Here is a 24,077-nt window from a genome sequence, read left to right as displayed (position 1 = left end):
GCAGCCGGACGAATATTACGGAAAAACGGTTTTACAGGATCGACGCCCTGCGAACGACGTTTTTTACGAATATGATAAGTAGTTTTCCCCCTGAGTGACGGATGAGGATCTGAATAAGGTGCTCATCTGTCCTTGTTTCGGTTTGTAGGGGATCGGTAATTTGCGTAACTTTGTAAGTTCAACCGGAAAATATGGGTATTCCGATGAGATTGATTCGATCGTTTTTTCTTTTTTTGTCCGTCATACTGCTGGGAGCGGGGTGCGGATCGGGCCGGAAATCCGGCGAAGGCGCCGGCGAAGCGTTCCGGATAGAATATGCCCGGCATTATCGGGTCGAGCATTTCCGGGATTATACGCTCGTCGACGTGCTCAGTCCGTGGGACAGCCTCCGGTTGCTGCGTCGTTATGTGCTCGTCGACCGCGAGAGGCCGCTGCCGGTTGGACTTCCGGAAGGAAATATCGTGCGGACGCCGTTGCAGCGGGTCGTGGTTTATTCGGCCGTGCACTGCGGTATGCTGGACGAACTGGGGGTGGGCGACCGGATCGTAGGGGTTTGCGAGCCCCGTTATATCGACCTGGATTTTATTCGCGACGGGGTGGCCCGGGGTGCTATTGCCGACCTGGGCGAGGCTTCGTCGCCGGATGTCGAAAAGGTGATCGACCTGGCGCCCGACATCATCATCGCTTCGCCGTTCAAGAACGTCGGTTACGGACGGATCGAAAAAACGGCGATTCCGATCATGGAATGCGTCGATTATATGGAGGTTACGCCGCTCGGAAGGGCCGAATGGATGCGTTTCATGGCGTTGTTTTTCGACAGAGGACAGCGGGCCGATTCGCTATTCCGGCAGACGGCGGCGGCATACGATTCGCTGTGCAGGATGACGGATACGGTGGGCGTGCGTCCGACCGTACTGTCCGAGAAAAAATACGGATCGGCATGGTATGTTCCCGGGGGCCGCAGTTACATTGCCAACTTGTACCGCGATGCCGGGGCCGATTACATCTGGGCCGACGACCCGACTACCGGTTCGGTGCCGTTGGCGTTCGAGACGGTGTTCGAAAAGGGACAGGGAGCCGATTTCTGGCTTATTAAATACAATGCGCCGCAGGAACTGACCTATGCGGAACTGCAGACGGAGTACGAACCTTACCGGCATTTCGACGCTTTTAAAAACCGGAATATTTTCGTCTGCAATACCGGGGAAACGCCTTATTACGAAGAAATGCCGATGCATCCCGACCGGGTGTTGGGCGACCTGATCGAGATTTTTCATCCGGGGACGATACCCGGATACCGGTTGCGGTATTTTAACAGGATGCGGCAGTGAGCATTTCGGTGCGGTATATCGTTGCGGCGGCTTGCTGTGTCGCGGTGCTGTTTGCGGCCAGCCTGTTCCTGGGGTCGGTGCCGATTCCGTTGCGGGCGGTGCTCGGCATCCTGACGGGCGGGGAGGCCGGACAGGCTTCGTGGTCGTTTATCGTGCTCGAATCGAGGTTGCCGCAGGCCGTGACCGCGCTGTTGGCCGGTGCGGCGCTGGCTACTTCCGGACTGATGTTGCAAACCGTGTTCAACAATCCGTTGGCCGGCCCGTCGATTCTCGGGATCGATACGGGGGCGAGTCTCGGCGTGGCGTTGGTGATGCTGATGCTGGGAGGGACGGTCGGCGGTACGGGCGGTTTCATGCTCAGCGGTTATATGGCCGTCGTATCGGGCGCATTCGTCGGAGCGACGGCGGTGTTGTGCATCATCATCTTTTTTTCGACCCTGGTGCGCAGCAACGTGATGTTGCTGATTATCGGGATTATGGTCGGCTACCTGGCCTCGTCGATGATCTCGCTGCTGAATTTTTTCGCGACGTCGGACGGCGTGTATTCCTACATGCTGTGGGGGATGGGCGATTTTTCGGGCGTTTCGTTGCGGCAGATGCCGCTGTTCGCGCTGCTGATCGGGGCGGGACTGTTCGTCGCGCTACTGCTGATGAAGCCGCTGAACGCATTGCTGCTCGGCGAACGCTATGCCGAGAATCTCGGGGTGCGCGTACAGCGCGTGCGGATCTTGCTGTTGATCTGTACGGGGGTGTTGACGGCCGTTTCGACGGCGTTTTGCGGGCCGATTGCCTTTATCGGGTTGTCCGTACCGCATTTGGCGCGGTTGATGACCGGTTCGGCCGATCACCGGCTGTTGCTGCCGGCGGTGATGCTGACCGGTTCCTGCGTCGCGCTGCTGTGCAACCTGATCAGCCTGCTGCCCGGCGCATCGGGCGTGATTCCGCTGAACGCGATCACTCCGCTGGTCGGCGCTCCGGTGGTTATTTATGTGATCGTGAACCAGAAACGGATACAATATTTCAACTGATGGAGCGTCGTTGCGTGATAACCGGAGAGCGCCTCTCGATCGGCTACCGCCTCGGCGGGCGCGGCGTCCGGCGTGTGCACGAGGGTCTGTCGTTTTCGCTGCGTGCCGGCGAGTTGACCTGCCTGCTCGGCCCGAACGGCGCCGGTAAATCGACGTTGCTGAAGACGCTCGGCGGCGGGCGGACGCTGTTGGACGGCGAGCTCCGCTTGTGCGGCGAGCCGTTCGGGAAGTATTCCGAGACCCGTCGTTCGCGGTTGGTCGGCGTGGTGTTGACCGATAAGGTGTATGCCGGGGGACTGAGGGTGCATCAGTTGGTCGCTCTCGGTCGGTATCCCTATACGGGTTTTTTCGGAAATCTCGGCGCGGAGGACCGGCGGGTCGTCGATTGGGCGATGGAAGCGGTCGGAATAGCAGGCAAAGCCGGAAGCTACGTAGCCGAACTGTCGGACGGGGAACGTCAGAAAGCGATGATCGCCAAGGCGCTGGCGCAGCAGTGCCCGGTCATCCTACTCGACGAGCCGACCGCTTTTCTGGATATTATCAGCCGGATCGAGGTGATGAACCTGCTGCACCGCCTGGCGCGCGAGGAGCATAAGGCCGTGCTGCTGTCGACGCACGACGTCGATCAGGCGCTGCTGTTGGCCGACAGCCTGTGGCTGATGTCGCAGCAGAACGGATTGTTGTGTGGAACGACCGAAGACCTGGTGCTGAACGGTTCGCTGAACCGTTTTTTCAGCCGGGGCGACGTGGAATTCGATCCGGACAACGGCCGTTTTCGGCATTGCGGCGGGGTGGGGCGGACCGTGTCCGTCGAGGCTGCCGACGATCGGTTGCTACTGTGGGCCCGGAATGCGCTGATGCGAAACGGCTATGCGGCGCAGTCCGGCGCGGACGGTAATGACGGAATGCGGCTCAGCGTACATGCGGCGGACAATATCGAATTTTTCCGTCCGGACGGTGTTGCGGTACGCTGTGCATCGTTCGCCGAATGGATAGAATTATTAAACGAAACCGATTGTGGGTAGTATTACTTTGATAACGGGAGGCGCCCGTTCGGGGAAGAGTTCGTATGCGCAGCGGTTGGCGCTGGAGCGTTCGGATCGTCCGGTCTACCTGGCGACTTCGCGCGTATGGGACCAGGAGCACCGACTCCGGATCGAACGCCATCGTGCCGACCGGGGGCCGCAGTGGGAGACGGTCGAGGAACCGAAAAACTTGAGCCGCCGTGATTTTCGCGGCCGGACGGTGGTGGTGGACTGCGTGACGCTGTGGTGCACGAATTTTTTTTACGATTTCGATTCGGATGTCGACCGGGCGCTGGACGCGGTCAAAAGCGAGTTCGACCGGTTGGCCGCGCAGGACGCCGACTTTATTTTCGTGACCAACGAGATCGGGCTCGGCGGCGTATCGACCGATCCGTTGCAGCGCCGTTTTACCGACTTGCAGGGGTGGGTCAACCAATACATTGCACAACGTGCCGGAAGCGTCGTACTGATGGTGTCCGGCATACCGATAAAAGTTAAATAGATGATGAAAAACTTTGCGATAAAGACGCCCGATGCGGAGATTCGTACGGCGTTGCAACAGAAGATTGACGGGCTGACCAAGCCGCTCGGATCGCTCGGCCGTCTCGAAGAATTGGCTTTGCAGATCGGGTGGATACAGCAGACGCTTACCCCGTCGCTCGACAGGCCGTACAACATCGTTTTTGCCGGCGATCACGGGGTTGCCGAAGAGAAAGTCAGCCTGTCGCCGAAAGAAGTGACTCGGCAGATGGTCGATAACTTCTTGAAAGGCGGGGCGGGGATCAGTTTCCTGTGTCGGCAGCACGGTTTCCGGCTGAGAGTGGTCGATGCCGGCGTCGACGCCGAGCTGCCTGCCGCCGACGGACTGATCGACCTGAAGATTCGCCGCGGGACGCGTAATTTCGTCGATACGGCGGCCATGACGCGCGAGGAGATGGAACTGGCCGTTGAACGCGGCGCTTCGGTCGCTGCGATGTGCCGCGACGACGGTTGCAACGTCATCAGTTTCGGCGAAATGGGGATCGGCAATACGTCGGCTTCGTCGATGTGGATGACCTGCCTGACCGGTACTCCGCTCGAACAGTGCGTCGGGGCCGGCAGCGGACTCGGTTCGGCCGGGGTGCGCCGTAAATGCCATGTATTGCGGCAGGCGCTCGACGGATATGCGGGCGATCGTTCGGTGGAGGACGTGATGCGCTGGTTCGGCGGCTACGAGATGGTGATGGCAGTCGGGGCGATGTTGCAGGCCGCCGAGCTGGGAATGGTGATCCTCGTCGACGGATTCATTATGACCAACTGTATGCTCGCCGCATCGAAGCTTTATCCCGAAGTGTTGAACTATGCGGTGTTCGCGCACCGGGGAGACGAGTCGGGACACGCCCTGTTGCTGGATGCGATGGGAGCGAAACCGCTGCTCGACCTCGGCCTGCGTCTGGGCGAGGGAACCGGCGCCGTGTGCGCTTATCCGATCGTCGAATCGGCCGTGCGGATGCTCGCCGAAATGGCTTCGTTCGGCGACGCCGGCGTTACCAAATATTTTTAGAAGAGGGGAGTGCGCGCTGCGATGTCTGCGGGTGATTGCAGCGGAACGTTCCGGACGAAATTCCGCCCTCGATTTTAATACGGATTTTGAAATGAAACAGCTTGCCGCCGCATTGATCTTTTTCACACGCCTGCCCCTGTGGCGGGTCGTGCGGGTTCCGGACGCCTGTTACCGGCGGGTGGTGGCTTATTGGTCCGCGACCGGGTGGCTGACCGCTGCCGTGACGGCGGGGGTGTTGTATGGTGCGGCGTTCCTACTGCCGGTGCCGGCGGCCGTGCTGGCGGCGGTTATCGCGCGGGTGCTGCTGACCGGGGCGTTGCACGAAGACGGGCTTTCCGATTTTCTGGACGGTTTCGGCGGAGGTAGAACCCGGGAGCAGACGCTGGCCATTATGAAAGACTCCCGTACAGGCAGTTACGGAATCATCGGGTTGATTCTCTATTTCGGGCTGCTCGTCGCGCTGCTCGCTTCGCTGCCGGTTCCGGTGGCGTGTGCGGCGGTGCTTTGCGGCGATCCGTTCTGCAAGTTCGTCGCGTCGATGACGATCAATTTCCTGCCTTACGCGCGTCCGGCGGCTCAGAGCAAATCCGGCGTGGTGTATGCACCGATGCGCGTCGGCGAAATAGTTTGCGGCGCGGCGTTCGGTGTGCTGCCGATGCTGTCGCTGTTTTATCCGCCTTACTGGCTTGCCGGGCTTGCGCCGTTCGCGTGCATTGCGTGGCTTATTCGACAGATGCGACGCCGTATCGGCGGGTACACGGGGGATTGCTGCGGTGCGGCATTCCTGTTGTGCGAGGGCTCGTTTTATGTGGCTTTGGTCGTTTTATACCGATATTATGGAAGCGGTACTGGTGCGGCATACCTCGGTTGACGTTCCGCCGGGCGTTTGCTACGGACGGACGGATGTGCCGCTGAAGGCGACGTTTCCGCAGGAGGCGACCGCCGTTGCGGCGGCTTTGCCGACGCCGCCGTTCGATGCCGTTTACACCAGTCCGCTCAGCCGTTGCGAGCGGCTGGCGGCTTTCTGCGGTTGGCCGGACGCCGTGCGGGAATCCTGCCTGTTGGAAATGGATTTCGGGGCGTGGGAGATGCGGCCGTGGATGGCGATTTCCGATCCCCGGCTGAAAGTATGGTTCGCCGACTGGATGCATGCGCCGACGGCCGGCGGCGAGTCGTTCGATGGAATGTGCGGCCGCGTCGGTTCTTTTATCGGCCGGTTGAAAGCGGCCGGCCTGAGTCGCGTGTTGTTTTTTACGCACGGCGGGGTGATCGCCTGCGCGCGCACGGTCGCCGACTCGTGTTCTGTCGAACAGGCGTTTGCGGAGCCTGCCCCATACGGGGGCGTCGTCACGCTGCAATTCTGACCTTTTTCCTACGGTTTTCCGCTCTTTTCCCGGCCGACATGGCACGGGTATTGATGTATTCCGGGAAACGTTCGTAGAACATAAAAAACGGAATTATGTATTTTCTGTGGTATTTATTGATCGGGCTCATCGTGGGCTACATCGCCAGTCTGATCGTCAAGGGCAGCGGTTCGGGCCTGTTGCTCAATATCGTGATCGGTATCGTCGGCGGGGTGCTCGGCGGATGGCTGCTGAGCCTGTTCGGGCTGGTCGCCGTCGGGACGCTGGGCAGCCTGATCGCGTCGCTCGTCGGGGCGATCGTGTTGCTGTGGATCGCTTCGCTGCTGAGCCATAAAAAACAAAGACAGCAATAACCGAAAAAAGTAAAGAATGTTTCACTTATAAATTATCGTATTATGGAAAGCACTAAGAAAGGGGGATGCGGATGCGGATCGTCATCACGCCCCAAAGATTCGGACGACATGAAGAAAAAACCGATGGACGGGAAGAGCTCGTCGAAGACGGATAAGAAATAAATTTTTCGATCCGGGGGTAAGTTTTTACTTCGCGCGATGTTCCGACGGGAACGGCTTTCCGTTCCCGGTAACCTGCAAACGGCAGATTCTGCCTCGTAACAAAAGGCGGAGACTTCAGGGAATCATCCCGATTCCGGAAGTCCCCGCCTTTTCAATTTGGAATAGGGAAAAATTTTTCGTATCTTTATAAATACTGACCCGAATATTGACTTTCTTATGCCGACTACTGTGCTTCCTTCCGTTACACGATGCCATTACCTTGATAATTTGAAAGTGCTTCTCACGGTACTGGTCGTATTTCATCATGCCGGTCAGGCGTACGGCGACGGAGGAGCGTGGCCTTACTCCCCTTCCTTATCGCATGAATATGTCGGTTGGCTCGGAAATTTCTTTCCGGTGAACGCGGCTTTCTTCATGGGGTTGTTTTTTTTGATTTCGGCTTATTTTATACCCGGAAGCCTGGATAGAAGCGGTACGAAGCAATTTGTTCGCAAAAGGGCGATCCGCTTGGGCGTTCCCATGCTGGTCGTGCTGATATTGTCGTTATCGGTTACCGGAAAAGCGGAATTCGCTCATACGTGGTTTCTGGAACATCTGTTGTTTTATTCGCTGGCCTATGTTTGCATTTACGAAGCGTGCAGAAAATACGAATGGGGACTGAAACGGGACAGGCGGTTGAATTTACTGCGTGTTTTGCTTTTGGCAGCCGGGTTATCCGCCGTTACTTATTATGTCCGGTTGGAAAATCCGATCGACCACTGGAAAATGCTGGGAGGTTTTTTGAGTAGCGAACCCGCCCATCTTCCCCAATACGTTCTGATGTTTGCGCTGGGAATTGTCGCTTACCGGAACGATTGGTTCGGATCATTGTCTCCGTCGGTGGGGAAGGTACTGCTCGCGGTGGCGGGATTGATGGTTTTATTGGTTTATTTGCGTCCGGTTTACCCTTTTCTGGGAAACAATATCTGGAAGAATTGGTGGTGGTATGAAGCGCTCCTCTGTCTGTCGCTGAGTTTCGGTCTGATCTATCTGTACAGAGTAAGATTCAATCGGACGTCCCCTTTCCGCCGATGGCTGGCCGATCAGGCGTACGGCGTTTATTTTTTCCACCTGTTCGTCATCATCGGATTGCAATATGCATTCGACGGGTTCGATATGGGAAGCGGAACGGTCAAGTTTCTTTTTATCGGAATATGCGCGACGGTCGTGTCGTTCGCGCTGGTTTATCTGGTGCGGAGTATTCCGGGGATGAAACGGGTATTGTGATGGGGCATGTCATATTCGTTTCACCGGACGACGGATTCTTTTCCCAGTTTCAACATACAGTGCTGTAAAAACCGACAGGGACGGCTGTTGTGTCGTCCCTGCCGTTATGCTTACGGTCTGCGGGGCCTTGGCCTGCACCGTATTTTCCTTTATTTGAACGTAGTCTGTCCTTCCGCAAAAGCGCGCATGTCTCTGACCGTCGGATTGTGGCAGGTGCAGCCGCCGTCTGCCACGACCGTCTGCCCGGTCACGTAACGGGCGTCGTCGGAAGCGAGGAAGGCGATCACTCCGGCGATGTCTTCCGACTGCCCGGCGTAATCCACCGCATTGTGCGCGATGAACAGTTCCTTGTACTCGTCGGTCAGCGACCGTTCGGCCGCTGGGGTCAACACCAGTCCCGGCGCGACGCAGTTGCATCGCACGCCGGCTTTGCCGTACTGCGTGGCTACGTACCGCGTGAAGTTGACCGAACCGGCTTTGCAGATGCCGTAATAGCAGCCCGTCAGGTTGCCGGTCAACCCTCCGATCGACGCGACGTTGACGATCGCGCCGCCGCCGTTGGCCGTCATCCAGGCGACTGCCTGCTGCGTAATGACCATCATGCTGCGAACCATCACATGGAACACTTCGTCGAAATAATCCAGGTCGGCGTGCAGCAGGTCGGCGTCCCGTTTGGGATCGGCATACCCGGCGTTGTTGACGACCACGTCGATCCGGCCGAAATTTTTCAGCGTATGCGCCGCCAGGTCGCGCGAACTTTCCAGTTCCGCCGCATTGAAATAGACGGCGACGGCGTTTCCTCCGGCGTCGTTCAGGGTTTGGCAGGCCTTTTTAGCTCCTTCCAGGTCGTAGTCGGCCACGACGACCGAGGCCCCTTCGGCGCATAGCCGCTCGGCCGTGGCAAAACCGATTCCTTTGGCCGCTCCGGTTACGAGCGCCGCTTTGTTTTCGAATCTTTTCATCAAATTATGGTTTAATAAATTTTCATGCAGCCGGACGATCCGGACGGTTCGGGCGGAAAATGGACGATGGCGATCCCCGCCGCAGACCTTCTCCCGGTGTCTGCAAAATTCGTTCCCGTCGGGATTTTCTTCTGCAAGATAGATAATAGTTCGGATGCGGCAAACGGTTGTGTCGGAAGAAATTCCGTGCAGATCGAGATCGGAAATCCAGTAAAATACGTACCTTTATAGTTCTAACCTAACCTGCTTATGAAACGAATACGACTTTTGCGCTTTGCGCAGCTTTTTCTAACGGCGGTTGTGTTGGGAACGGGATCTCCCGCACGAACGCAATCCTTGGCTCCCGAACATTTCGAACGGCAGCCGATGGACCGGATGGCGGCCTGGAACTATGCGCTGGTACGCACTTACGAACGGGCTCCGGTATCGCGCCTGTTGACTTACGTGCGCGAGAATTACGGGATTCAATATACGGCCCTCGCGCGCATCGTGCCGCAGGTCGAGGTGGACGGCCGCATTTATACCGCGGCCGAGGCGACCGATATCCGCGTGGAGGATTTTCCGGGCGGCGTCGAGGCGCGTTTCCGGCTCGGCGGCGTCGAGGTCGAGAGCCGGTTTACGCTGTTGATGGTCGGTACGGGCGAATCCACCCGGGTCGGGGCCGCCGTGTACAGCATCCGCACCGAACCGAAAGCGACGGTGCGCCTGATGATCGGCGAATCGTTTTGGCAACGGTCGGCTTTCGAGGATATGAACAAAGTGCCGTTCGAGCCGCTCGACCCGCGCGACAACCGGATCGACAAGCAGGGTAAAACCTACCTGATCGCCACCGGCGAACATAGCGCGATTACCGGAGTGCGGACTTCCGCCGTCGTCGATGTCCGGCGCGGCGAGGGCGGGGGAGAGTACCTCGACTGCGCTTTCGCCGGCGGGTCGGGCGAAGTGTTGCTCGCCTTTGCCGAAGACCGGGCCCGGGTGGTAAAGATCTCCGGACTCGATATGTCCCGGGCGTTGGACGATGTCGACCGTCATTACGGGGAATTGCTTGCGAACCGGATCGAGACCCCCGATTCGTTGATCGACAAGGCTTTCGGCAGCGCGCTGACCACGCTCGAATATACCTGGGTCGATCCGTACGGCTGGGTCGAGTGCATCCATCACTGGACTTCGCTGTGGCACATGCAGCAGACTGCGGCGGCCGAGTGGCTCGGTCAGACCGACCGTTCGCGCGCCACGACGCTCAAACAGGCCGAGATGATCAATTCCGACGGGTCGATCCCGCATTTCGCGCCATTCGGTTTTACGCGTCGCGATTTCGGCGGGACGAACCAGTTCTGGGCATGGCAGGTGCGCCGTTACTGGAATTTTACCGGCGACCTCGATTTTGCCGCCGCGACGGCGCCCGTGCTCGACCGGGTAATCGGCCAGACGTTCGCCGAATACGACAGGAATGACAATTTGCTGCTCGGCTGGGGTCTGCAGATCGGCAATCAGGAAGATTACGTGGCTACCGCCGGCGACGGAACGACCCCGTCGGTCGAAGGGATCAACATGATGCGTACTCGCAGCGAACTGGCCGCCGGACTCGGGGATACTACCGCGTCGCTGCTGTGGCGCGCCCGCGCCGACGAGACCGTCTCGCGGCTGCGCGCGAAATTGTGGCGTTCCGATCTCGGGCGGTTCGTCTATTTCGACGATCTGCAGGGCAATCCCCGGCTCGACGGACAGTACCATACGCTGACCTATCCGGCTATTTTCGGGATAACCGACCTGTTGGATTCCTATACGTCGCTCCGACACCTGTCCGACCGGCTGACCGACAGCTCCGGAGCGATTTATTGTTCCAATAATTTTCCGTATCATGCGGTCGGGACCTGGGGAATGCAGGCCGGAGCCGCTCAGCAGCCGTGGGGCGCGTGGGGATACGCGGCCGCCGGGTTGCGCAACCGGGTGTCCGATCCGTTGCATGCGCTGGCCGGCTGGGTAATGGACGACAACCACCGGGGATCGTGGCCCGAAGTTTCGACCGAAGCGGTTCCGGCTTATTTCTCGGCTCCGGCAGGGTTGTATGTGGCGGCTGTGGTCGAGGCGCTTTTCGGCCTGGAAATGCACGCTCCGGAGGGGTATATCCGGGTGTCGCCCAATTTTCCGGACGATTGGCCTTCCGCTTCGATGCGGCTGAAAAACCATCGGGTCGATTTCCGGCGATCCGGAAACCGGCTCGAATACGACCTGCATACGACCGCGAAACTCGCCCGGAAAATCCGATGGTCGTTACCTGTTTGCACGAACGTGCGGCTGACCGATCACGGCGAACCGATTCCGGTTCGCCTGCGGTCCGGTATCGACGGCGTGTTCGCCGAAGCCGAACTGCCAGCCGAGAATCATTCGCGGATTGTCGTGACGTTCGATCCCGTGCCGTTGAACCTTTCGGTTCCCGGATCGGTGGCCGAAGGCGAATCGTTACAGGTCGCGCTGCAGGGCGCCGAATTGCTCGGAATCGAGGACCGCGGCGGCTTATTGGCGTCGGTATGCACCGACGGAAATGTTCTGCGGGGGACTCTGAAAAAGGGATTGCTCGACGAGTACCGGTCGTTCGGGGCGTTGGGCGAACTGAATTTCAGCCGGCGTACGCTGTTCGTGCGCGCCCAGACCGGCGAGGGCGTCGGGTTTTACATTCCGGTCGACCTGACCGTATTGCCCCGGTTCGAGGCCGTACCGCTCGGCGGATTGAAGTTTACGGACTCTTTGTCGGCGGACGTATTGCTGCGAAACAATACCGACCGGGCCGTGACGGGCCGGGCCGTGCTGCGTGTCGGAGAAGCCGCTTTCCCGTTCTGCGTCGATCTGGCGCCGCGCAGCGAGTGCCGGCGGAATATCGCTTTCGGAGCGGGCGACGCAACGCTCTTTGCGCCGGGCGTCAATTGTGCCGAATTGACCTTGCCCGGCGGAGAGTCGCTTCCGCTGAGGCTGGCGTTCGGCGACCTGCCGGAAGCCGGGCCGTTCGATTCGTTCCTGAAAGAGAATCTGCGTCCGATCGCGATCGACGGATTGCTCGATACGCCCGACAAATCGTGGCAGAAAGTCCGGAAATACCAGGCCTTTTATCATCCGCCCTGGCACTCCTGCCCGCCGCCGATGGAGGCGCTCGATACGACTCGCGAGTTCCGTGTGCCGCAGATTCCTGGGCTATCGTTCCGGGTTCCGTCGCACCGCTTCGCGGCTTTGTCGCGCAGCAACGGAACTCCGTTTATCCGGATTCCGGGCGACGGTTTGCATTGTAAAAAACTTTATTTCCTGTTCGTGCCGTTGCTCGATAATGCCGATATGTTCACCCGCGTGGCGCGTATCACCGTGCGCGATGCGGAAGGGGGCGAGGTGACGCGGACGCTGAGTTTTCCGGGCGATCTGGATTGGTCGTGCCCGCCGTCGGCCGTGGGAAAGTTCGCGACGACGCAGCAGAACCGTTCGTTGACGGCTCCTCCGTTGTCGCTGCTTTCTCCGGTTCAGGCCGATCGGCCCGAGGGCCGGGCTCCGGCTTTTCCGCAGCCGGTATGGTGGAGCGGCAGCGCGGCAGCGGTCACCCGTTCGGGTGTCTTCGCGGTGGTCGAGCTCGATTTGGAACGTATCCGCGAATTGGCGTGGATCGACTTGGAAGCGCTGGACGATATTTCCGCGCTGGGACTGGTGGCCGTTACCGGTTATTCGGCCGACCGTTTCGGCGCGCTGGCCGGTACGCCGTGGTTTCCGCCCGCCCGCCGGTTGCCCCCGGTGCCGTTGTTCGATCTGACGGCTCCCGATTCGCTGTCCCGGTGGCAGATCGAGGGAGATGCGTTCTCGGTCGCTCCGGTGCCTGCCTTGTTCAACGAAGCGACCCTGAATTCGCTGGCCAAAAACGGAGAAACCGCCGTGGGCCGGGCATTGTCGCCGGCGTTCCGGTTGCCGGAGTGGTGTGCGAAGCTCGACTTCGACACCCAGGGAGGAACGGCGATGAAAGATCCCGACGGGAACGAAACGCTCTGTATTCGGCTGCTGGACGCCGATACCGGCCGCGAGCTGGCTGTCATGCTGTCGGCCGGGGTACACAGTCTTACGCACCGATACATGGACGTTTCGGCCTTTTCCGGCCGCAATCTGCGACTCGAACTGGTCGATCGGAACACCCGGACTTCTTATGCATGGATCGGCCTGCGGAGGGTTTGTATGATGCCGTAGCGACAGTCGGCCGAAAGCGCGGTTGATGCCGCACGGTCGTCGGTTATTCGATTCTTTTCGCGTGATGATCGTACCCCGGCCGTCACGCGAAAATTTTGTGCGATCGTAGAGCATACCGGCGATCGGGACGTGCGGGATATTCCGGTTTCGTCTTTAAACGGGGCCAGGGGGCTTTTAAAAGGCCGTAGCCCTTTGTTGAAATAAAGCAGGCTGACAATCATTAGATTGTCAGCCTGCTTGTGGTCCCAGCAGGACTCGAACCTGCATTTAAAGTTTAGGAAACTTCCGTTCTATCCCTTGAACTATGAGACCGTCCATTTATCCTCTCCGTAAAAGGGAATAAAAGTTATCCGGTTATTTCGAAAAATCGCCGCCGTTATAGGCCCATTTGACGTAAATGGAGCCCCAAGTGTAACCGCCGCCGAAAGCCGAAAGGATTAGATTGTCGCCTTTGCGCAGCCGCGATTCGTAGTCCCACAGGCAGAGCGGAATGGTGCCTGCGGTCGTGTTGCCGAACTTGTTGATGTTGATCATGCACTTCTCTTTGGCGAGTCCCATGCGGTGGGCCGTCGCTTCGATGATGCGCAGGTTGGCCTGATGCGGAACCAGGTAGGCGATGTCGTCCGGAGTCAGCTTATTGCGTTCCATGATTTCGACCGACGTATCCGCCATGTTCGATACGGCGGCTTTGAATACGGCCTGTCCTTCCTGATAGACGTAGTGCCAGTTGTTTTCGACGGTTTCGTGCGTGGCCGGATAGGCCGAGCCGCCCGCCTTCATGTAGAGGTGTTGGCCGCCGCCGCCGTCCGAGTGCAGGATAGCGTCCTGTACGCCGTAGCCTTCGGTCGAAGGCTCCAGCAGCACGGCTGCCGCGCCGTCCCCGAAGATCGGGCAGGTGTTGCGGTCTTTGTAGTTGATGATCGACGACATTTTGTCGGCGCCGATCACGATCACTTTTTTATGCGTACCGGCTTCGATGTATTTGGAAGCCGTGTTCAGTGCAAACAGGAAGCCGCTGCAGGCTGCGGACAAGTCGAACCCGAACGCCTGTTTCATCCCGGTCTTGTAACAGATCAGATTGGCCGTCGACGGAAAGAACATGTCGGGGGTGACCGTTGCGCAGATCACCATTTCGATATCCATCGGGTCGGTATTGGTCTTTTCGAGCAGGTCGAGGACGGCTTTTTCGCCCATAAACGAGGTGCCCAGCCCTTCTCCTTTCAGGATGTGGCGGGTCTTGATGCCGATACGCGACATGATCCATTCGTCGGATGTATCGACCATCTGGCTCAACTCGATATTGTCCAGAATGTAATCGGGCAAATATGCGCCGACGCCAGTTATTGCTGCGGTTTTCTTTTTTGCCATTAACTAAATCTTTCTCGTAGTTTGGAATCCAGCTGAGCCTTGATGGTTTTTTCGGTCTGGAGCACCATGTTCTTGATCGCTTCGGCACTCGAACAGCCGTGACCGATCAGCACCGGAGCGTTGATGCCCAGTACAGGGGTTCCGCCTACCGTTTCGTAATTGAGTTTGTTGAAATAGCTGTTTTTCAGACCGTCGTGCAGGGCCATCGAATAGACGCCTTCCACCTGTTTGATGATCGTATTGCCGACGAACCCGTCGCATACCACCACGTCGGCCACTTCACCGGAAAACAGGTGTTTGGCTTCGATGTTGCCGACGAAATTGAAATCGTGGCAGTTTTCCATCATCTCGTAGGCGGCTTTGGTCTGCTGGTTGCCCTTCTCCTTCTCTTCTCCGATGTTCAGCAGGGCGATGCGCGGGTTTTCCTTGTGCATGACCCCCTGCGCATACAGGTTGCCGATCGTACCGTATTGGCACAACACTTCGGGCTTGCAATCCACGTTCAGTCCGACATCGAGGAGCATCACTTCGCCGCCGTCGATGGTCGGGATGACCGACGAGATGGCCGGGCGGATGATTCCTTCGATCTGCTTGACGGTGCACATACAGCCGACCATCATCGCCCCGGTGCTGCCGGCGCTCGCGAAACCGTCGATTTTCTGTTCCATCAGGTAACGGAAGCCGACCGCGATGCTGGAATCGGGTTTCTGGCGGAATGCCTGCGACGGATTGTCTCCCATGCCGATAACCTCGGTTGTCGGTACGATTTCGAACGTGTCGGGCGGGCAGTTCTCGCGCGACAGAATCTCCTCGATCCGGACTTTGTCTCCGAACAGGACGATTTTGCTGTCCCTGCCGATGAGGCCGGACGCTTTGATGGCACCCGACACCACCGCCTGCGGAGCATAATCTCCGCCCATTGCGTCAATTCCTATTTTCGTCATACGGTTATGACTTTAGGACTCTATTCGGCTTTCTTTTCGATCGCTAAGCGGCCTCTGTAGAATCCGCATTCGGGACATACCCGGTGGTAAAGCACGGCTGCTCCGCAGTTCGAGCAGGTAGAAATCGTAGGTGCTTCGGCTTTGTAATGAGTTCTTCTTTTGTCCCGTCTCGTGCTCGAGATCTTACGTTTAGGATGTGCCATTTTTAAAGATATTTACTACTGTTAGTATTCTCGTTTATTTTTCGTTTGTAGACTTTTTCGTTTTTAGTTTGTCTTGTAGCGTTTCGGTCTGCTCGTTGCCGGTGAGCCGGTCGAATTCCTCTTCGCTTACGATGTTGAACCGCGCCAGCATGTCCGGATCGCAACCGCTTTTACCATCGCTGCCGACAGGGTGCACCCGCTGGTAAGGCAAGCTCAAACAGATGCTTTCGTAGATGTACTGCGACAAGTCGATCTCGGTTTCGGACGGGCCGATCCACATCACCTCGCCGTCGCTTTCCTGCTCCGTTTCGCTGTAGCGGACGGCAAGCGTTCCCGTATAGCCGACCGGCATCATGAACTCTTCGAGGCAGCGGTCGCAGGTCACGCAGACTTCCCCTTCGATCCTGAAATCGAGGGTCAGCAGGTTGCTTTGCTTGTTCAGCACGACCTGTACATCGGCTTTTCCCCGATGGATTTCAGATCCTTCGAAAGCTTCGAAAAAGCGATCGCCGATTTTGAAATCGAATCGGTGTGTCCCGACACTCAGCGCCTTATGGGCTATGGAACATTTTGTAAGCGTACTCATCCTATGCTAAAACAGACCGCAAAGGTATATAATTTAAACGTAATTGCCAAACCTTCCGTGAATAATAGAGTATCCTATCCGTGCTAACGGGAAACGTACCTTCCGTATTGTCCGGAGTGCTGGCCGGAAGGTACGGAATCCCGTTTCCGCCGATCGTCCGCGCTATGGACGTTGCGACTTTGCGATTAATGTCAGGTCGCACAACGCGATGGCCATCGCCGCTTCGACGACGACCGGTGCGCGCAGCGCGATGCAGGCGTCGTGACGGCCCTTGATCTTCAACTCTTCGGGTTTCCCGGTTTCCGTGTTCAGCGTGATTTGCGGCGACGAGATGCTGGAGGTCGGTTTGACGACGACCCGCGCCACGACCGGATTGCCGTTGGTGATCCCGCCGGTAATTCCTCCGGCGTTGTTCGTGGCCGTGGTTCCGTCCGGCGAAATGATCGGGTCGTTGTGCTCGCTGCCGCGCATCCGGGCCGCTTCGAATCCGGCGCCGAATTCCACGCCTTTGACGGCCGGGATCGAGAAGAACAGGTGGCTGATGACGCTCTCCGCCGAATCGAAAAACGGTTCGCCGAGCGAGTGCGGTACGCCGGTGGCCGTGCATTCGACGATACCGCCCACCGAATCCTGCGAACGCAGCGCGGCTTCGATGACTTTCGGGAAATCGTCCGGGTTGTTGCAGTTGTCGATCTCAAGGATGCGGCTTTCGATCCGGATCTTGCCGCCCAGTATTTTTTTTGCTACCACGCCGGCCGCGACCAGCCCGAGGGTCAGCCGGCCGGAGAAGTGTCCGCCGCCGCGGTAATCGGCGAATCCCCTGAACTTTTGTATCGCCACCCAGTCCGAATGCGACGGGCGCGGATGCGTGATCAGGTTTTTGTAGTCGCCCGACAGCGTGTTTTCGTTGTGGAACAGGATGGTCAACGGCGCGCCGGTCGTGCGGCCGTTGAAGACGCCCGTCAGCAGGTGCGGCGTATCGCTCTCCTTACGCGGCGTCGTGCCGCGTTTGCCGCTTTTGCGGCGGCCGAGGTCTTTTTCGAAAGAGGTCTCGTCGAGTTCGAGTCCCGCGGGTACTCCGTCGAGGGTCACGCCGACCGCTTCGCCGTGCGACTCTCCGAATATGGAAATTCTGAATAATCTGCCAAAACTGTTCATTTCGGTTTATTTTTAGGATCAGGCCCGTCGCAAAGTGAAAAAGCCTGTGCGTATCCGTAATTATTTACAATTTATCTTCCGCCTCGCGTCCGGCCAGATTTCTGAAATCGTCCCAGAATTCCGGATAGGATTTGTCGACCGCTTCGGCTCCGCGGATCGTGACGGCCCCGTCGCTGTTCAGCGCCGCTACCGCCGCCGCCATGGCGATCCGGTGGTCGTTGTGGCTGCTGACCGTAGCGCCGTGAATCGTTCCGCCGATGATCCGCATCTCGTTCTCCGTCTCGATGTCCACCGCAACTCCCATGCCGCCGAAAACGTCGGCGAGGGTTTGGGCGCGGTTGCTCTCCTTGTGGATGAGCCGGTGTGTGCCTCGGATGACCGAAGTGCCGTCGCAGTTGGCGGCGAGCGCGGCGAGCGCCGGGAAAAGGTCGGGGCAGTGCGTCGCGTCGAATTCGAACGCGTGCAGTTCGTTACGGCGGACGGTGACCGAATCGGCCGTCGTCGTGATTTCGGCCCCGGCCCGGGTCAGGGCGTCGATGATGGCCGTGTCGGCTTGTAGCGACAGCGGATTCAGGTTTTCGACCGTGATCCGACCGGCCGTGGCTCCTGCGACTAGCAGGCACGAGGCGCCGCTCCAGTCGCCTTCGATGCGGTAGCGCGTCGGGACGTAGCGTTGGCCTCCTTCGATGAAGAACTGCCGGTAGTCGTTGTGTTTGATGTCGATGCCGAAATTTTTCAGCAGTCCGATCGTCATGTCGATGTACGGCCGGCTTTTGAGGTCGTTGACCGTCAGGGTCGTGTCCTGTGCGGCCAGCGGCAGCGCCATCAGCAGCCCGGTGATGAACTGCGAACTGAGCGAACCGTCGACCGTAATGTTGCCGCCGCGGATGGCTCCCCGGATGTGGATCGGCAGGTAGCCTCCTTGCGAACTGACCGTCGCGCCGAGTTGCCGCAGCGGTTCTTCCATCATCGAGATCGGGCGTTTGAGGATCGATCCTTTGCCGGTCAGCGTGATGGTTTCGGTGCAGAGCGCCGTGATCGGCGTGAATAGGCGGGTCGCCAGGCCCGATTCGCCGATGTTCAGTTGGCGTTTGCGCGGATGCAGGCCGCCGTGCAGCGTGTATGTGTCTTCGTGAGCCGATATTTTCGCGCCGAGGTCGGCGGCGACTTGCAGCGCGGCGCGGGTGTCGTTGCACTGCACCATGTTCGACAGGACGCTTTCGCCCTCGCACAGCAGCGCGGCGGCGATCGCCCGCTGCGCGTAGCTTTTCGATGCGGGGGCGGTAACGCTGCCCGATACGGTTCCTTCGGATAGGGTGATGTCCATGTGTTAACGCAGTTTAAAGTCTTGTCCCAGATAGACCTTGCGCACCATTTCGTCGTTGGCCAGGTCTTCGGCCGTGCCGGCTTTCAGGATGCGTCCCTCGAACAACAGGTAGGTGCGGTCGGTAATCGACAGGGTTTCGTGCACGTTGTGGTCGGTGATGATAACGCCGATGTTCTTGTTTTTCAGGGTTGCCACGATGCTCTGTATGTCTTCGACGGCGATCGGGTCGACCCCGGCGAACGGTTCGTCGAGCAGGATGAACTTCGGGTTGATCGCCACCGCCCGGGCGATCTCGGTGCGTCGTCGTTCGCCGCCCGAAAGTTGGATGCCAAGGCTTTTGCGCACTTTGGTCAGCCGGAACTCTTCGATCAGGTTTTCGAGTCGTTCTTTCTGATACTCTTTCGTGAAATTGGTCATCTGCAGGACGGCCCGGATGTTGTCCTCGACCGACAGTCGGCGGAATACCGAAGCTTCCTGAGCCAGGTAGCCGACCCCCTTCTGGGCGCGTTTGTAGACCGGCTCGTTGGTCAGTTCCTGGTCTTCGAGGAAAATCGAACCCTCGTTGGGCTTGATCAGTCCGACGATCATGTAGAACGTCGTGGTCTTGCCGGCGCCGTTCGGGCCGAGCAGTCCGACGATCTCCCCCTGGTTGACTTCGATCGACACATGGTCGACCACCGTGCGGGTTTTATAGCGTTTTACCAGGTCTTTCGTGTATAGTCTCATAGGGTTGGATACGCAGTGTGCGAAAAATTTTCTACAAAGTTAGTTAAATTCGGAAATTATTCTTATCTTTCCTTTATTAAATAGGTTTGTTGTCAAATAATATTGGATGTAGATGTCTGATAAAGAGGTTTCTAAGCTATATCATTGCTTAAAGGAGTATTTCGGATTCGATAATTTCAAAGGAAATCAGGAGGCGGTGATCCGCAACGTGCTGGATGGGAACGATACGTTCGTGCTGATGCCTACCGGAGGCGGCAAATCGCTGTGTTATCAACTTCCCGCGCTGATGATGGACGGCGTGGCTATCGTCATTTCGCCGTTGATCGCGTTGATGAAAAATCAGGTCGATGCGATGCGCACGTTCAGCATGGTGGACGGCGTCGCCCATTTTCTGAATTCGTCGCTGAACAAGGCGGCCGTCACGAAGGTCAAAGAGGACGTGCTGGCCGGGAAAACCAAATTGCTGTATTTCGCTCCCGAATCGCTTACCAAAGAGGATAACGTCAATTTCCTGCGGAAAATCAAAATATCGTTCTATGCGATCGACGAGGCGCACTGTATTTCGGAATGGGGACACGATTTCCGCCCGGAGTACCGCCGCATTCGTCCGATCATCAACGAGATCGGGCAGGCGCCGCTGATCGCGCTGACCGCGACGGCTACGCCGAAAGTACAGATGGACATTCAGAAGAACCTCGGTATGCTCGACGCTTCGGTATTCAAGTCGTCGTTCAACCGGCCGAATCTTTTCTACGAGATCCGTTCGAAGGCGAATGCCACGAAGGATATTATCCGTTATATCAAAAACCACGAGGGACAGTCCGGGATCATTTACTGCCTGAGCCGCAAGAAGGTCGAGGAACTGGCCGAACTGCTGGCCGCCAACAACATCAAGGTCGCTCCGTACCATGCCGGGATGGATGCCGCGACGCGGGCCGGCAACCAAGACAAGTTCTTGCACGAACAGGTCGACGTAATCGTGGCGACCATCGCGTTCGGGATGGGGATCGACAAGCCCGACGTGCGTTATGTGATCCATTACGACATTCCGAAAAGTCTCGAAGGGTATTATCAGGAGACCGGCCGCGCCGGCCGCGACGGCGGGGGCGGGCAGTGCATCGCCTTTTACAGTTACAAGGATATCCAGAAGCTCGAAAAATTCATGCAGGGCAAACCGTTGGCCGAGCAAGAGATCGGCAAGCTGCTGTTGCAGGAGACGGTCTCCTATGCCGAGAGTTCGGTGTGTCGCCGCAAGACGTTGCTGCACTATTTCGGCGAGGAGTTTCCCGAGGAGAACTGCGGTTGCTGCGACAACTGCGTCAATCCGAAGCCGCGTTTCGAGGGACGCGACCACCTGCGGTTGCTGCTGCGCGTGTTGCAGGCCATCGGCGATAAGTTCAAGGCCGACTACCTGGTCAACATGTTGGTCGGTCGCAACAACGCCCTGATCAAGTCTTATAATCACCATAAGAGCGAGTGGTTCGGCATCGGCGACGATCACAACGACCGTTTCTGGGGAGCCGTAGTGCGCCAGGCGTTGATCCTCGGGCTGGTCGACCGCAACATCGAGAATTACGGCCTGCTGTCGATCAACGAGGCGGGCGAGGAGTATATCGAGAATCCCTATTCGGTGATGATGACCGCCGACCACGAGTACGATGATACGGACGACGACGAGTCGGTTTCGCCGCCGGCCGGCAAAGGCGGGGTAGCCGACGAGGAACTTTTCGCGATGCTGAAGGACCTGCGCAAGAAGGTGGCCCGGCAGATGGAGTTGCCGCCGTTCGTGGTATTCCAGGATCCGTCGCTCGAAGACATGTCGATTCAGTACCCGGTTACGCTTGAGGAGATGCAGAACATCACGGGCGTCGGCGTCGGCAAGGCAAAGAAGTTCGGCAAGCCGTTCGTCGAACTGATCAAGAAATACGTCGATGAAAAAGACATCGTCCGTCCGCAGGACATGGTGGTCAAGAGCGTGGTCAACAAGAGCGGCAACAAGGTGTTCATCATTCAGAGCATCGACCGTCAGATGGATTTTGAAGACATTGCCAAAGCGCGCGACATGGATTTCGAAGAGCTGCTCGGCGAGATCGAAGCCATCATCCATTCCGGGACGAAACTCAATATAGGCTATTACGTGAACGAGGTGATCGACGAGGAGAAGGCCGAAGAGATCTATCTCTATTTCAAGGAGGACGCCGAGAGCGATTCGCTCGAAGAGGCGGTCAAGGAGCTCGGCCCCGATTTCACCGAAGAGGAGATCCGGCTGGTAAGGGCCAGGTTCATGAGCGAAATGGGGAACTGATCAACGGTAATACGGCGGAATGATGCCGGACTCGTCCGATACGGGTCCGGCATAACGTTAATTGCCGGGGGGCTTTCCCTGCATAATGGAGGAAAGGACGAAGCGTTGTGATTAGAAATTGTTTAAATAATCTGATTATGAATAAATTGGGTGTAATGAAGTTGCGAAAAAGGATTTGGAACGGATCGTTGTGTTTGGCCGCAGCGGTTTTTACGCTGTGCGCGTGCAGCAAAGATGAGTCGGATCCGCCGCTTGCGGCCGGAGACGTGGCTGTGGACGTGGTGCTGACGCCCCGCGGTTTCGAAGATCAGATTTACACCTCTTATCTTTACATGATTCCGTTCGTAACGGACTACCAGGGCGTGAATGTGGAAGGGTTGCTGACGAAAGATATTTTCAAGCTGTCGCTGGTGAGTCCGCGTAGCGGGGCGACGATCGGACTGAAGATGCACGAAAGCGAGCTCAACGAAGAGGTCGTCGGACAATATACGCTGCCCCGCAGCGGGGATACGTTGTGGATGCAGCCCCGCATGGTCTGGAAGTACGATGCGTTGCGCCGGTTCGACCGGACGCGCAACCTGGCGCTGCGCTGGACGATCTCGGCCGACGGCAGGGAGATTTGTACCGTCGATCGCACCTTTTCGTGCCGTTCGGTCAGTCAGTGTGTGAACGCCTTGATCGTATATCCGTACGAACGGCCGCAGGGGCTGGTCGTCAACGAGGACGATGCGGTCGAAATTCCCGAGATGTTCGCCGGTTACGTCGAAGAGGAAAATCCGGAGATCGACCGGATTATGGAGCAGGCGCTTCAGGAGGTCGCTTTGCCGTCGGGATTCAACGGTTACCAGTCGGGCGATGAAAATTACCTGTTTCAGCAGATGTGCGCGATCTGGTACGTTTTGCAGCAAACTGGGGTCAGTTACAGCAATGCGACCCAAATTCCCGGTCAGGCGGAGGATGTCAGGGTGCAAAATGTTCGTTTTTTTAGTCAGGCTTTGGCCAGCGCGCAGGCGAACTGCGTGGAGGGAACCTGCATGCTGGCTTCGATCTACCAACGGTTCGATCTGTTTCCGTACTTGATTCTGAAACCGAATCACATGTTTTTGGGCATCGGCGATGCGAACGGGGATCTGACTTATTTTCTCGAAACGACCATGATCGGTAACGTCCGGCTGGACGCTCTGACGACGGCGGAGGAGAAATGGGAGGCGAGCAAGGCCAATTTTAAAAACGCAATGGCGGTGGCGAAGGAGGAATTCGACGAGGTGAAGTCCCGTGTGGATGCCGGAGATCCGTATTATGCGGTGATCGACCTGAAAGAAGCCCGGAAAACGATCCCGTCGATCAATTACGGCAGCGTACGAACCGATTCGAAAGGCAAAGTGATGTTGGTGCGCTGATAACGTGACGGAGAGACCTATGTATGTAAAACCCAAAAAACACCTCGGTCAGCATTTCCTGACCGATTTGTCGGTCGCGAAACGGATTGCGGACAGCCTGCGGGCCGATCGTTGCTCCACGGTGCTCGAAGTGGGGTGCGGCACCGGCGTGCTGACGAAGTTCCTGCTCGAAAGGACGGATATTACGCTCTACGGCGCCGAAGTCGATACCGAGAGCGTCGCTTACTTGCACGAGCATTATCCGCAGTTCGCGCCGCGGTTGATCGAAGGCGATTTTTTGCGAATGGATCTGGCGCAGCGGTTTCCCGACGGGGTAAACGTGATCGGTAATTTCCCGTACAATATTTCGTCGCAGATTTTTTTCAAAATTCTGGAATACCGCGACCGGGTGCCCGAAGCGGTCGGGATGGTGCAGCGCGAGGTGGCCGTGCGGATAGCCGAAAAGCCCGGTACGAAAGACTACGGGATTCTGAGCGTTTTTTTGCAGGCTTTTTACGATATCGAGTACCTGTTTACGGTCGGCGAGGGGGTGTTCAACCCGCCTCCGAAAGTCAAGAGCGCCGTGATCCGGCTGACGCGCAACGGGGTGGAGAGACTCGGTTGCGACGAGGCGCTGTTCGCCCGGGTGGTCAAGGCCGTTTTCAACCAGCGCCGCAAGACGATCCGCAATTCGCTGCGCGCCGCGTTCGGCGACCTGGGAGGAGACGAACATGCGTTTTTCCCGCTGCGTCCCGAGGTGTTGAATGTCGCTCAATTCGTCGAACTAACCGATTGGGTAGCCGGACGGCTGCCCCGAAATAACCGAACTTAA

General features: G+C 57.8%; 21 protein-coding genes and 1 tRNA gene. 13 read left to right on the top strand and 9 right to left on the bottom strand.

Features of this window, described 5'->3' with window-relative positions; all coding sequences use genetic code 11:
• The first annotated feature begins 212 nt into the window (after positions 1-212).
• The 9 genes from GFH31_RS03660 to GFH31_RS03620 all read left to right on the top strand — a co-directional run bounded on the left by GFH31_RS03660 (position 213) and on the right by GFH31_RS03620 (position 8,072).
• On the top strand, positions 213-1,331 hold the full coding sequence (locus tag GFH31_RS03660; RefSeq protein ID WP_118457870.1) for an ABC transporter substrate-binding protein: 1,119 nt from the start codon (positions 213-215) through the stop codon (positions 1,329-1,331).
• Complete coding sequence (locus tag GFH31_RS03655) at positions 1,328-2,359, top strand: iron ABC transporter permease (RefSeq protein ID WP_101572590.1); 1,032 nt, start codon at positions 1,328-1,330, stop codon at positions 2,357-2,359. The genes GFH31_RS03660 and GFH31_RS03655 overlap by 4 nt, the downstream gene beginning before the upstream one ends.
• Entirely contained in the window at positions 2,359-3,384 is a 1,026-nt protein-coding gene (locus GFH31_RS03650; protein ID WP_153498191.1) for an ABC transporter ATP-binding protein, read from the top strand. Before GFH31_RS03655 ends, GFH31_RS03650 begins: the two co-directional genes overlap by 1 nt.
• Positions 3,377-3,886, top strand: coding sequence for a bifunctional adenosylcobinamide kinase/adenosylcobinamide-phosphate guanylyltransferase (locus GFH31_RS03645; protein WP_101572594.1), 510 nt, complete (start codon positions 3,377-3,379; stop codon positions 3,884-3,886). The genes GFH31_RS03650 and GFH31_RS03645 overlap by 8 nt, the downstream gene beginning before the upstream one ends.
• 3 nt (positions 3,887-3,889) lie before the next feature.
• Complete coding sequence (gene cobT / locus GFH31_RS03640) at positions 3,890-4,927, top strand: nicotinate-nucleotide--dimethylbenzimidazole phosphoribosyltransferase (protein WP_118457868.1); 1,038 nt, start codon at positions 3,890-3,892, stop codon at positions 4,925-4,927.
• A 91-nt stretch (positions 4,928-5,018) separates the two neighbouring features.
• Positions 5,019-5,798 carry an adenosylcobinamide-GDP ribazoletransferase gene (locus GFH31_RS03635; protein WP_101572598.1) on the top strand — a complete coding sequence of 260 codons (780 nt, stop codon included), beginning with the start codon at positions 5,019-5,021 and terminating at the stop codon, positions 5,796-5,798.
• Positions 5,764-6,291 carry an alpha-ribazole phosphatase family protein gene (cobC, locus tag GFH31_RS03630; RefSeq protein WP_153498192.1) on the top strand — a complete coding sequence of 176 codons (528 nt, stop codon included), beginning with the start codon at positions 5,764-5,766 and terminating at the stop codon, positions 6,289-6,291. The genes GFH31_RS03635 and cobC overlap by 35 nt, the downstream gene beginning before the upstream one ends.
• Positions 6,292-6,386: 95 nt before the next feature.
• On the top strand, positions 6,387-6,644 hold the full coding sequence (locus GFH31_RS03625; protein WP_055204833.1) for a GlsB/YeaQ/YmgE family stress response membrane protein: 258 nt from the start codon (positions 6,387-6,389) through the stop codon (positions 6,642-6,644).
• Between the two features lie 378 nt (positions 6,645-7,022).
• Entirely contained in the window at positions 7,023-8,072 is a 1,050-nt protein-coding gene (locus GFH31_RS03620) for an acyltransferase family protein (protein ID WP_118655872.1), read from the top strand.
• A 149-nt stretch (positions 8,073-8,221) separates the two neighbouring features.
• Here GFH31_RS03620 and GFH31_RS03615 read toward each other — a convergent pair whose 3' ends face one another.
• The gene (locus GFH31_RS03615) at positions 8,222-9,034 is read right to left on the bottom strand and encodes an SDR family NAD(P)-dependent oxidoreductase (RefSeq protein WP_118655874.1); all 813 of its coding nucleotides are present in this window, start codon (positions 9,032-9,034) and stop codon (positions 8,222-8,224) included.
• Between the two features lie 249 nt (positions 9,035-9,283).
• On the opposite strand from GFH31_RS03615, the gene GFH31_RS03610 reads away from it, so the two are divergent.
• The gene (locus tag GFH31_RS03610; protein ID WP_153498193.1) at positions 9,284-13,249 is read left to right on the top strand and encodes a hypothetical protein; all 3,966 of its coding nucleotides are present in this window, start codon (positions 9,284-9,286) and stop codon (positions 13,247-13,249) included.
• Positions 13,250-13,489: 240 nt separating this feature from the next.
• On the opposite strand, the gene GFH31_RS03605 is transcribed toward GFH31_RS03610, so the two are convergent.
• The 8 genes from GFH31_RS03605 to lptB all read right to left on the bottom strand — a co-directional run bounded on the left by GFH31_RS03605 (position 13,490) and on the right by lptB (position 19,561).
• Positions 13,490-13,561, bottom strand: a tRNA-Arg gene (locus GFH31_RS03605).
• Between the two features lie 42 nt (positions 13,562-13,603).
• Positions 13,604-14,617: a beta-ketoacyl-ACP synthase III gene (locus tag GFH31_RS03600; RefSeq protein WP_055204844.1), complete on the bottom strand. Its 1,014-nt coding sequence runs from the start codon at positions 14,615-14,617 to the stop codon at positions 13,604-13,606.
• Positions 14,617-15,561: a phosphate acyltransferase PlsX gene (plsX, locus tag GFH31_RS03595; protein WP_081032592.1), complete on the bottom strand. Its 945-nt coding sequence runs from the start codon at positions 15,559-15,561 to the stop codon at positions 14,617-14,619. The genes GFH31_RS03600 and plsX overlap by 1 nt, the downstream gene beginning before the upstream one ends.
• A gap of 20 nt (positions 15,562-15,581) precedes the next feature.
• Positions 15,582-15,764, bottom strand: a complete 183-nt coding sequence (gene rpmF, locus GFH31_RS03590; protein ID WP_081032593.1) for a 50S ribosomal protein L32 — start codon at positions 15,762-15,764, stop codon at positions 15,582-15,584.
• Positions 15,765-15,798: 34 nt separating this feature from the next.
• Positions 15,799-16,350 (bottom strand): YceD family protein, encoded by a 552-nt coding sequence (locus GFH31_RS03585; RefSeq protein WP_101572610.1) that lies wholly within the window; start codon positions 16,348-16,350, stop codon positions 15,799-15,801.
• Between the two features lie 162 nt (positions 16,351-16,512).
• On the bottom strand, positions 16,513-17,508 hold the full coding sequence (locus GFH31_RS03580; protein ID WP_118655879.1) for a chorismate synthase: 996 nt from the start codon (positions 17,506-17,508) through the stop codon (positions 16,513-16,515).
• A gap of 64 nt (positions 17,509-17,572) precedes the next feature.
• Positions 17,573-18,835 (bottom strand): 3-phosphoshikimate 1-carboxyvinyltransferase, encoded by a 1,263-nt coding sequence (gene aroA, locus GFH31_RS03575; RefSeq protein WP_153498194.1) that lies wholly within the window; start codon positions 18,833-18,835, stop codon positions 17,573-17,575.
• A 3-nt stretch (positions 18,836-18,838) separates the two neighbouring features.
• On the bottom strand, positions 18,839-19,561 hold the full coding sequence (gene lptB / locus GFH31_RS03570) for an LPS export ABC transporter ATP-binding protein (protein WP_055204857.1): 723 nt from the start codon (positions 19,559-19,561) through the stop codon (positions 18,839-18,841).
• Between the two features lie 112 nt (positions 19,562-19,673).
• On the opposite strand from lptB, the gene recQ reads away from it, so the two are divergent.
• From recQ to rsmA, 3 genes are all read left to right on the top strand, one after another.
• Positions 19,674-21,866: a DNA helicase RecQ gene (gene recQ / locus GFH31_RS03565; protein ID WP_055204859.1), complete on the top strand. Its 2,193-nt coding sequence runs from the start codon at positions 19,674-19,676 to the stop codon at positions 21,864-21,866.
• Between the two features lie 137 nt (positions 21,867-22,003).
• Positions 22,004-23,266, top strand: coding sequence for a hypothetical protein (locus tag GFH31_RS03560; RefSeq protein WP_153498195.1), 1,263 nt, complete (start codon positions 22,004-22,006; stop codon positions 23,264-23,266).
• A 19-nt stretch (positions 23,267-23,285) separates the two neighbouring features.
• The gene (gene rsmA, locus GFH31_RS03555) at positions 23,286-24,077 is read left to right on the top strand and encodes a 16S rRNA (adenine(1518)-N(6)/adenine(1519)-N(6))-dimethyltransferase RsmA (RefSeq protein ID WP_153498196.1); all 792 of its coding nucleotides are present in this window, start codon (positions 23,286-23,288) and stop codon (positions 24,075-24,077) included.

Origin of the sequence: Alistipes sp. dk3624 (assembly GCF_009557455.1) — a bacterium.
In the GTDB taxonomy this organism is placed as follows: domain Bacteria; phylum Bacteroidota; class Bacteroidia; order Bacteroidales; family Rikenellaceae; genus Alistipes_A; species Alistipes_A hominis.
Note: the sequence above shows the minus strand (reverse complement) of the source record. Positions and strands in the feature narration are given on the sequence as shown.

What these genes read in the sequence shown, in the direction of transcription:
- GFH31_RS03635 (WP_101572598.1), top strand. Translation starts at nt 5,019, where the DNA reads ATGAAACAGCTTGCCGCCGCATTGATCTTTTTCACACGCCTGCCCCTG.
- GFH31_RS03560 (WP_153498195.1), top strand. Translation starts at nt 22,004, where the DNA reads ATGAATAAATTGGGTGTAATGAAGTTGCGAAAAAGGATTTGGAACGGA.
- GFH31_RS03625 (WP_055204833.1), top strand. Translation starts at nt 6,387, where the DNA reads ATGTATTTTCTGTGGTATTTATTGATCGGGCTCATCGTGGGCTACATC.
- aroA (WP_153498194.1), bottom strand. Translation starts at nt 18,835, where the DNA reads ATGGACATCACCCTATCCGAAGGAACCGTATCGGGCAGCGTTACCGCC.
- GFH31_RS03585 (WP_101572610.1), bottom strand. Translation starts at nt 16,350, where the DNA reads ATGAGTACGCTTACAAAATGTTCCATAGCCCATAAGGCGCTGAGTGTC.
- cobC (WP_153498192.1), top strand. Translation starts at nt 5,764, where the DNA reads ATGGAAGCGGTACTGGTGCGGCATACCTCGGTTGACGTTCCGCCGGGC.
- GFH31_RS03650 (WP_153498191.1), top strand. Translation starts at nt 2,359, where the DNA reads ATGGAGCGTCGTTGCGTGATAACCGGAGAGCGCCTCTCGATCGGCTAC.
- rsmA (WP_153498196.1), top strand. Translation starts at nt 23,286, where the DNA reads ATGTATGTAAAACCCAAAAAACACCTCGGTCAGCATTTCCTGACCGAT.
- GFH31_RS03620 (WP_118655872.1), top strand. Translation starts at nt 7,023, where the DNA reads ATGCCGACTACTGTGCTTCCTTCCGTTACACGATGCCATTACCTTGAT.
- GFH31_RS03580 (WP_118655879.1), bottom strand. Translation starts at nt 17,508, where the DNA reads ATGAACAGTTTTGGCAGATTATTCAGAATTTCCATATTCGGAGAGTCG.
- cobT (WP_118457868.1), top strand. Translation starts at nt 3,890, where the DNA reads ATGAAAAACTTTGCGATAAAGACGCCCGATGCGGAGATTCGTACGGCG.
- lptB (WP_055204857.1), bottom strand. Translation starts at nt 19,561, where the DNA reads ATGAGACTATACACGAAAGACCTGGTAAAACGCTATAAAACCCGCACG.
- GFH31_RS03615 (WP_118655874.1), bottom strand. Translation starts at nt 9,034, where the DNA reads ATGAAAAGATTCGAAAACAAAGCGGCGCTCGTAACCGGAGCGGCCAAA.
- GFH31_RS03610 (WP_153498193.1), top strand. Translation starts at nt 9,284, where the DNA reads ATGAAACGAATACGACTTTTGCGCTTTGCGCAGCTTTTTCTAACGGCG.
- recQ (WP_055204859.1), top strand. Translation starts at nt 19,674, where the DNA reads ATGTCTGATAAAGAGGTTTCTAAGCTATATCATTGCTTAAAGGAGTAT.
- rpmF (WP_081032593.1), bottom strand. Translation starts at nt 15,764, where the DNA reads ATGGCACATCCTAAACGTAAGATCTCGAGCACGAGACGGGACAAAAGA.
- plsX (WP_081032592.1), bottom strand. Translation starts at nt 15,561, where the DNA reads ATGACGAAAATAGGAATTGACGCAATGGGCGGAGATTATGCTCCGCAG.
- GFH31_RS03600 (WP_055204844.1), bottom strand. Translation starts at nt 14,617, where the DNA reads ATGGCAAAAAAGAAAACCGCAGCAATAACTGGCGTCGGCGCATATTTG.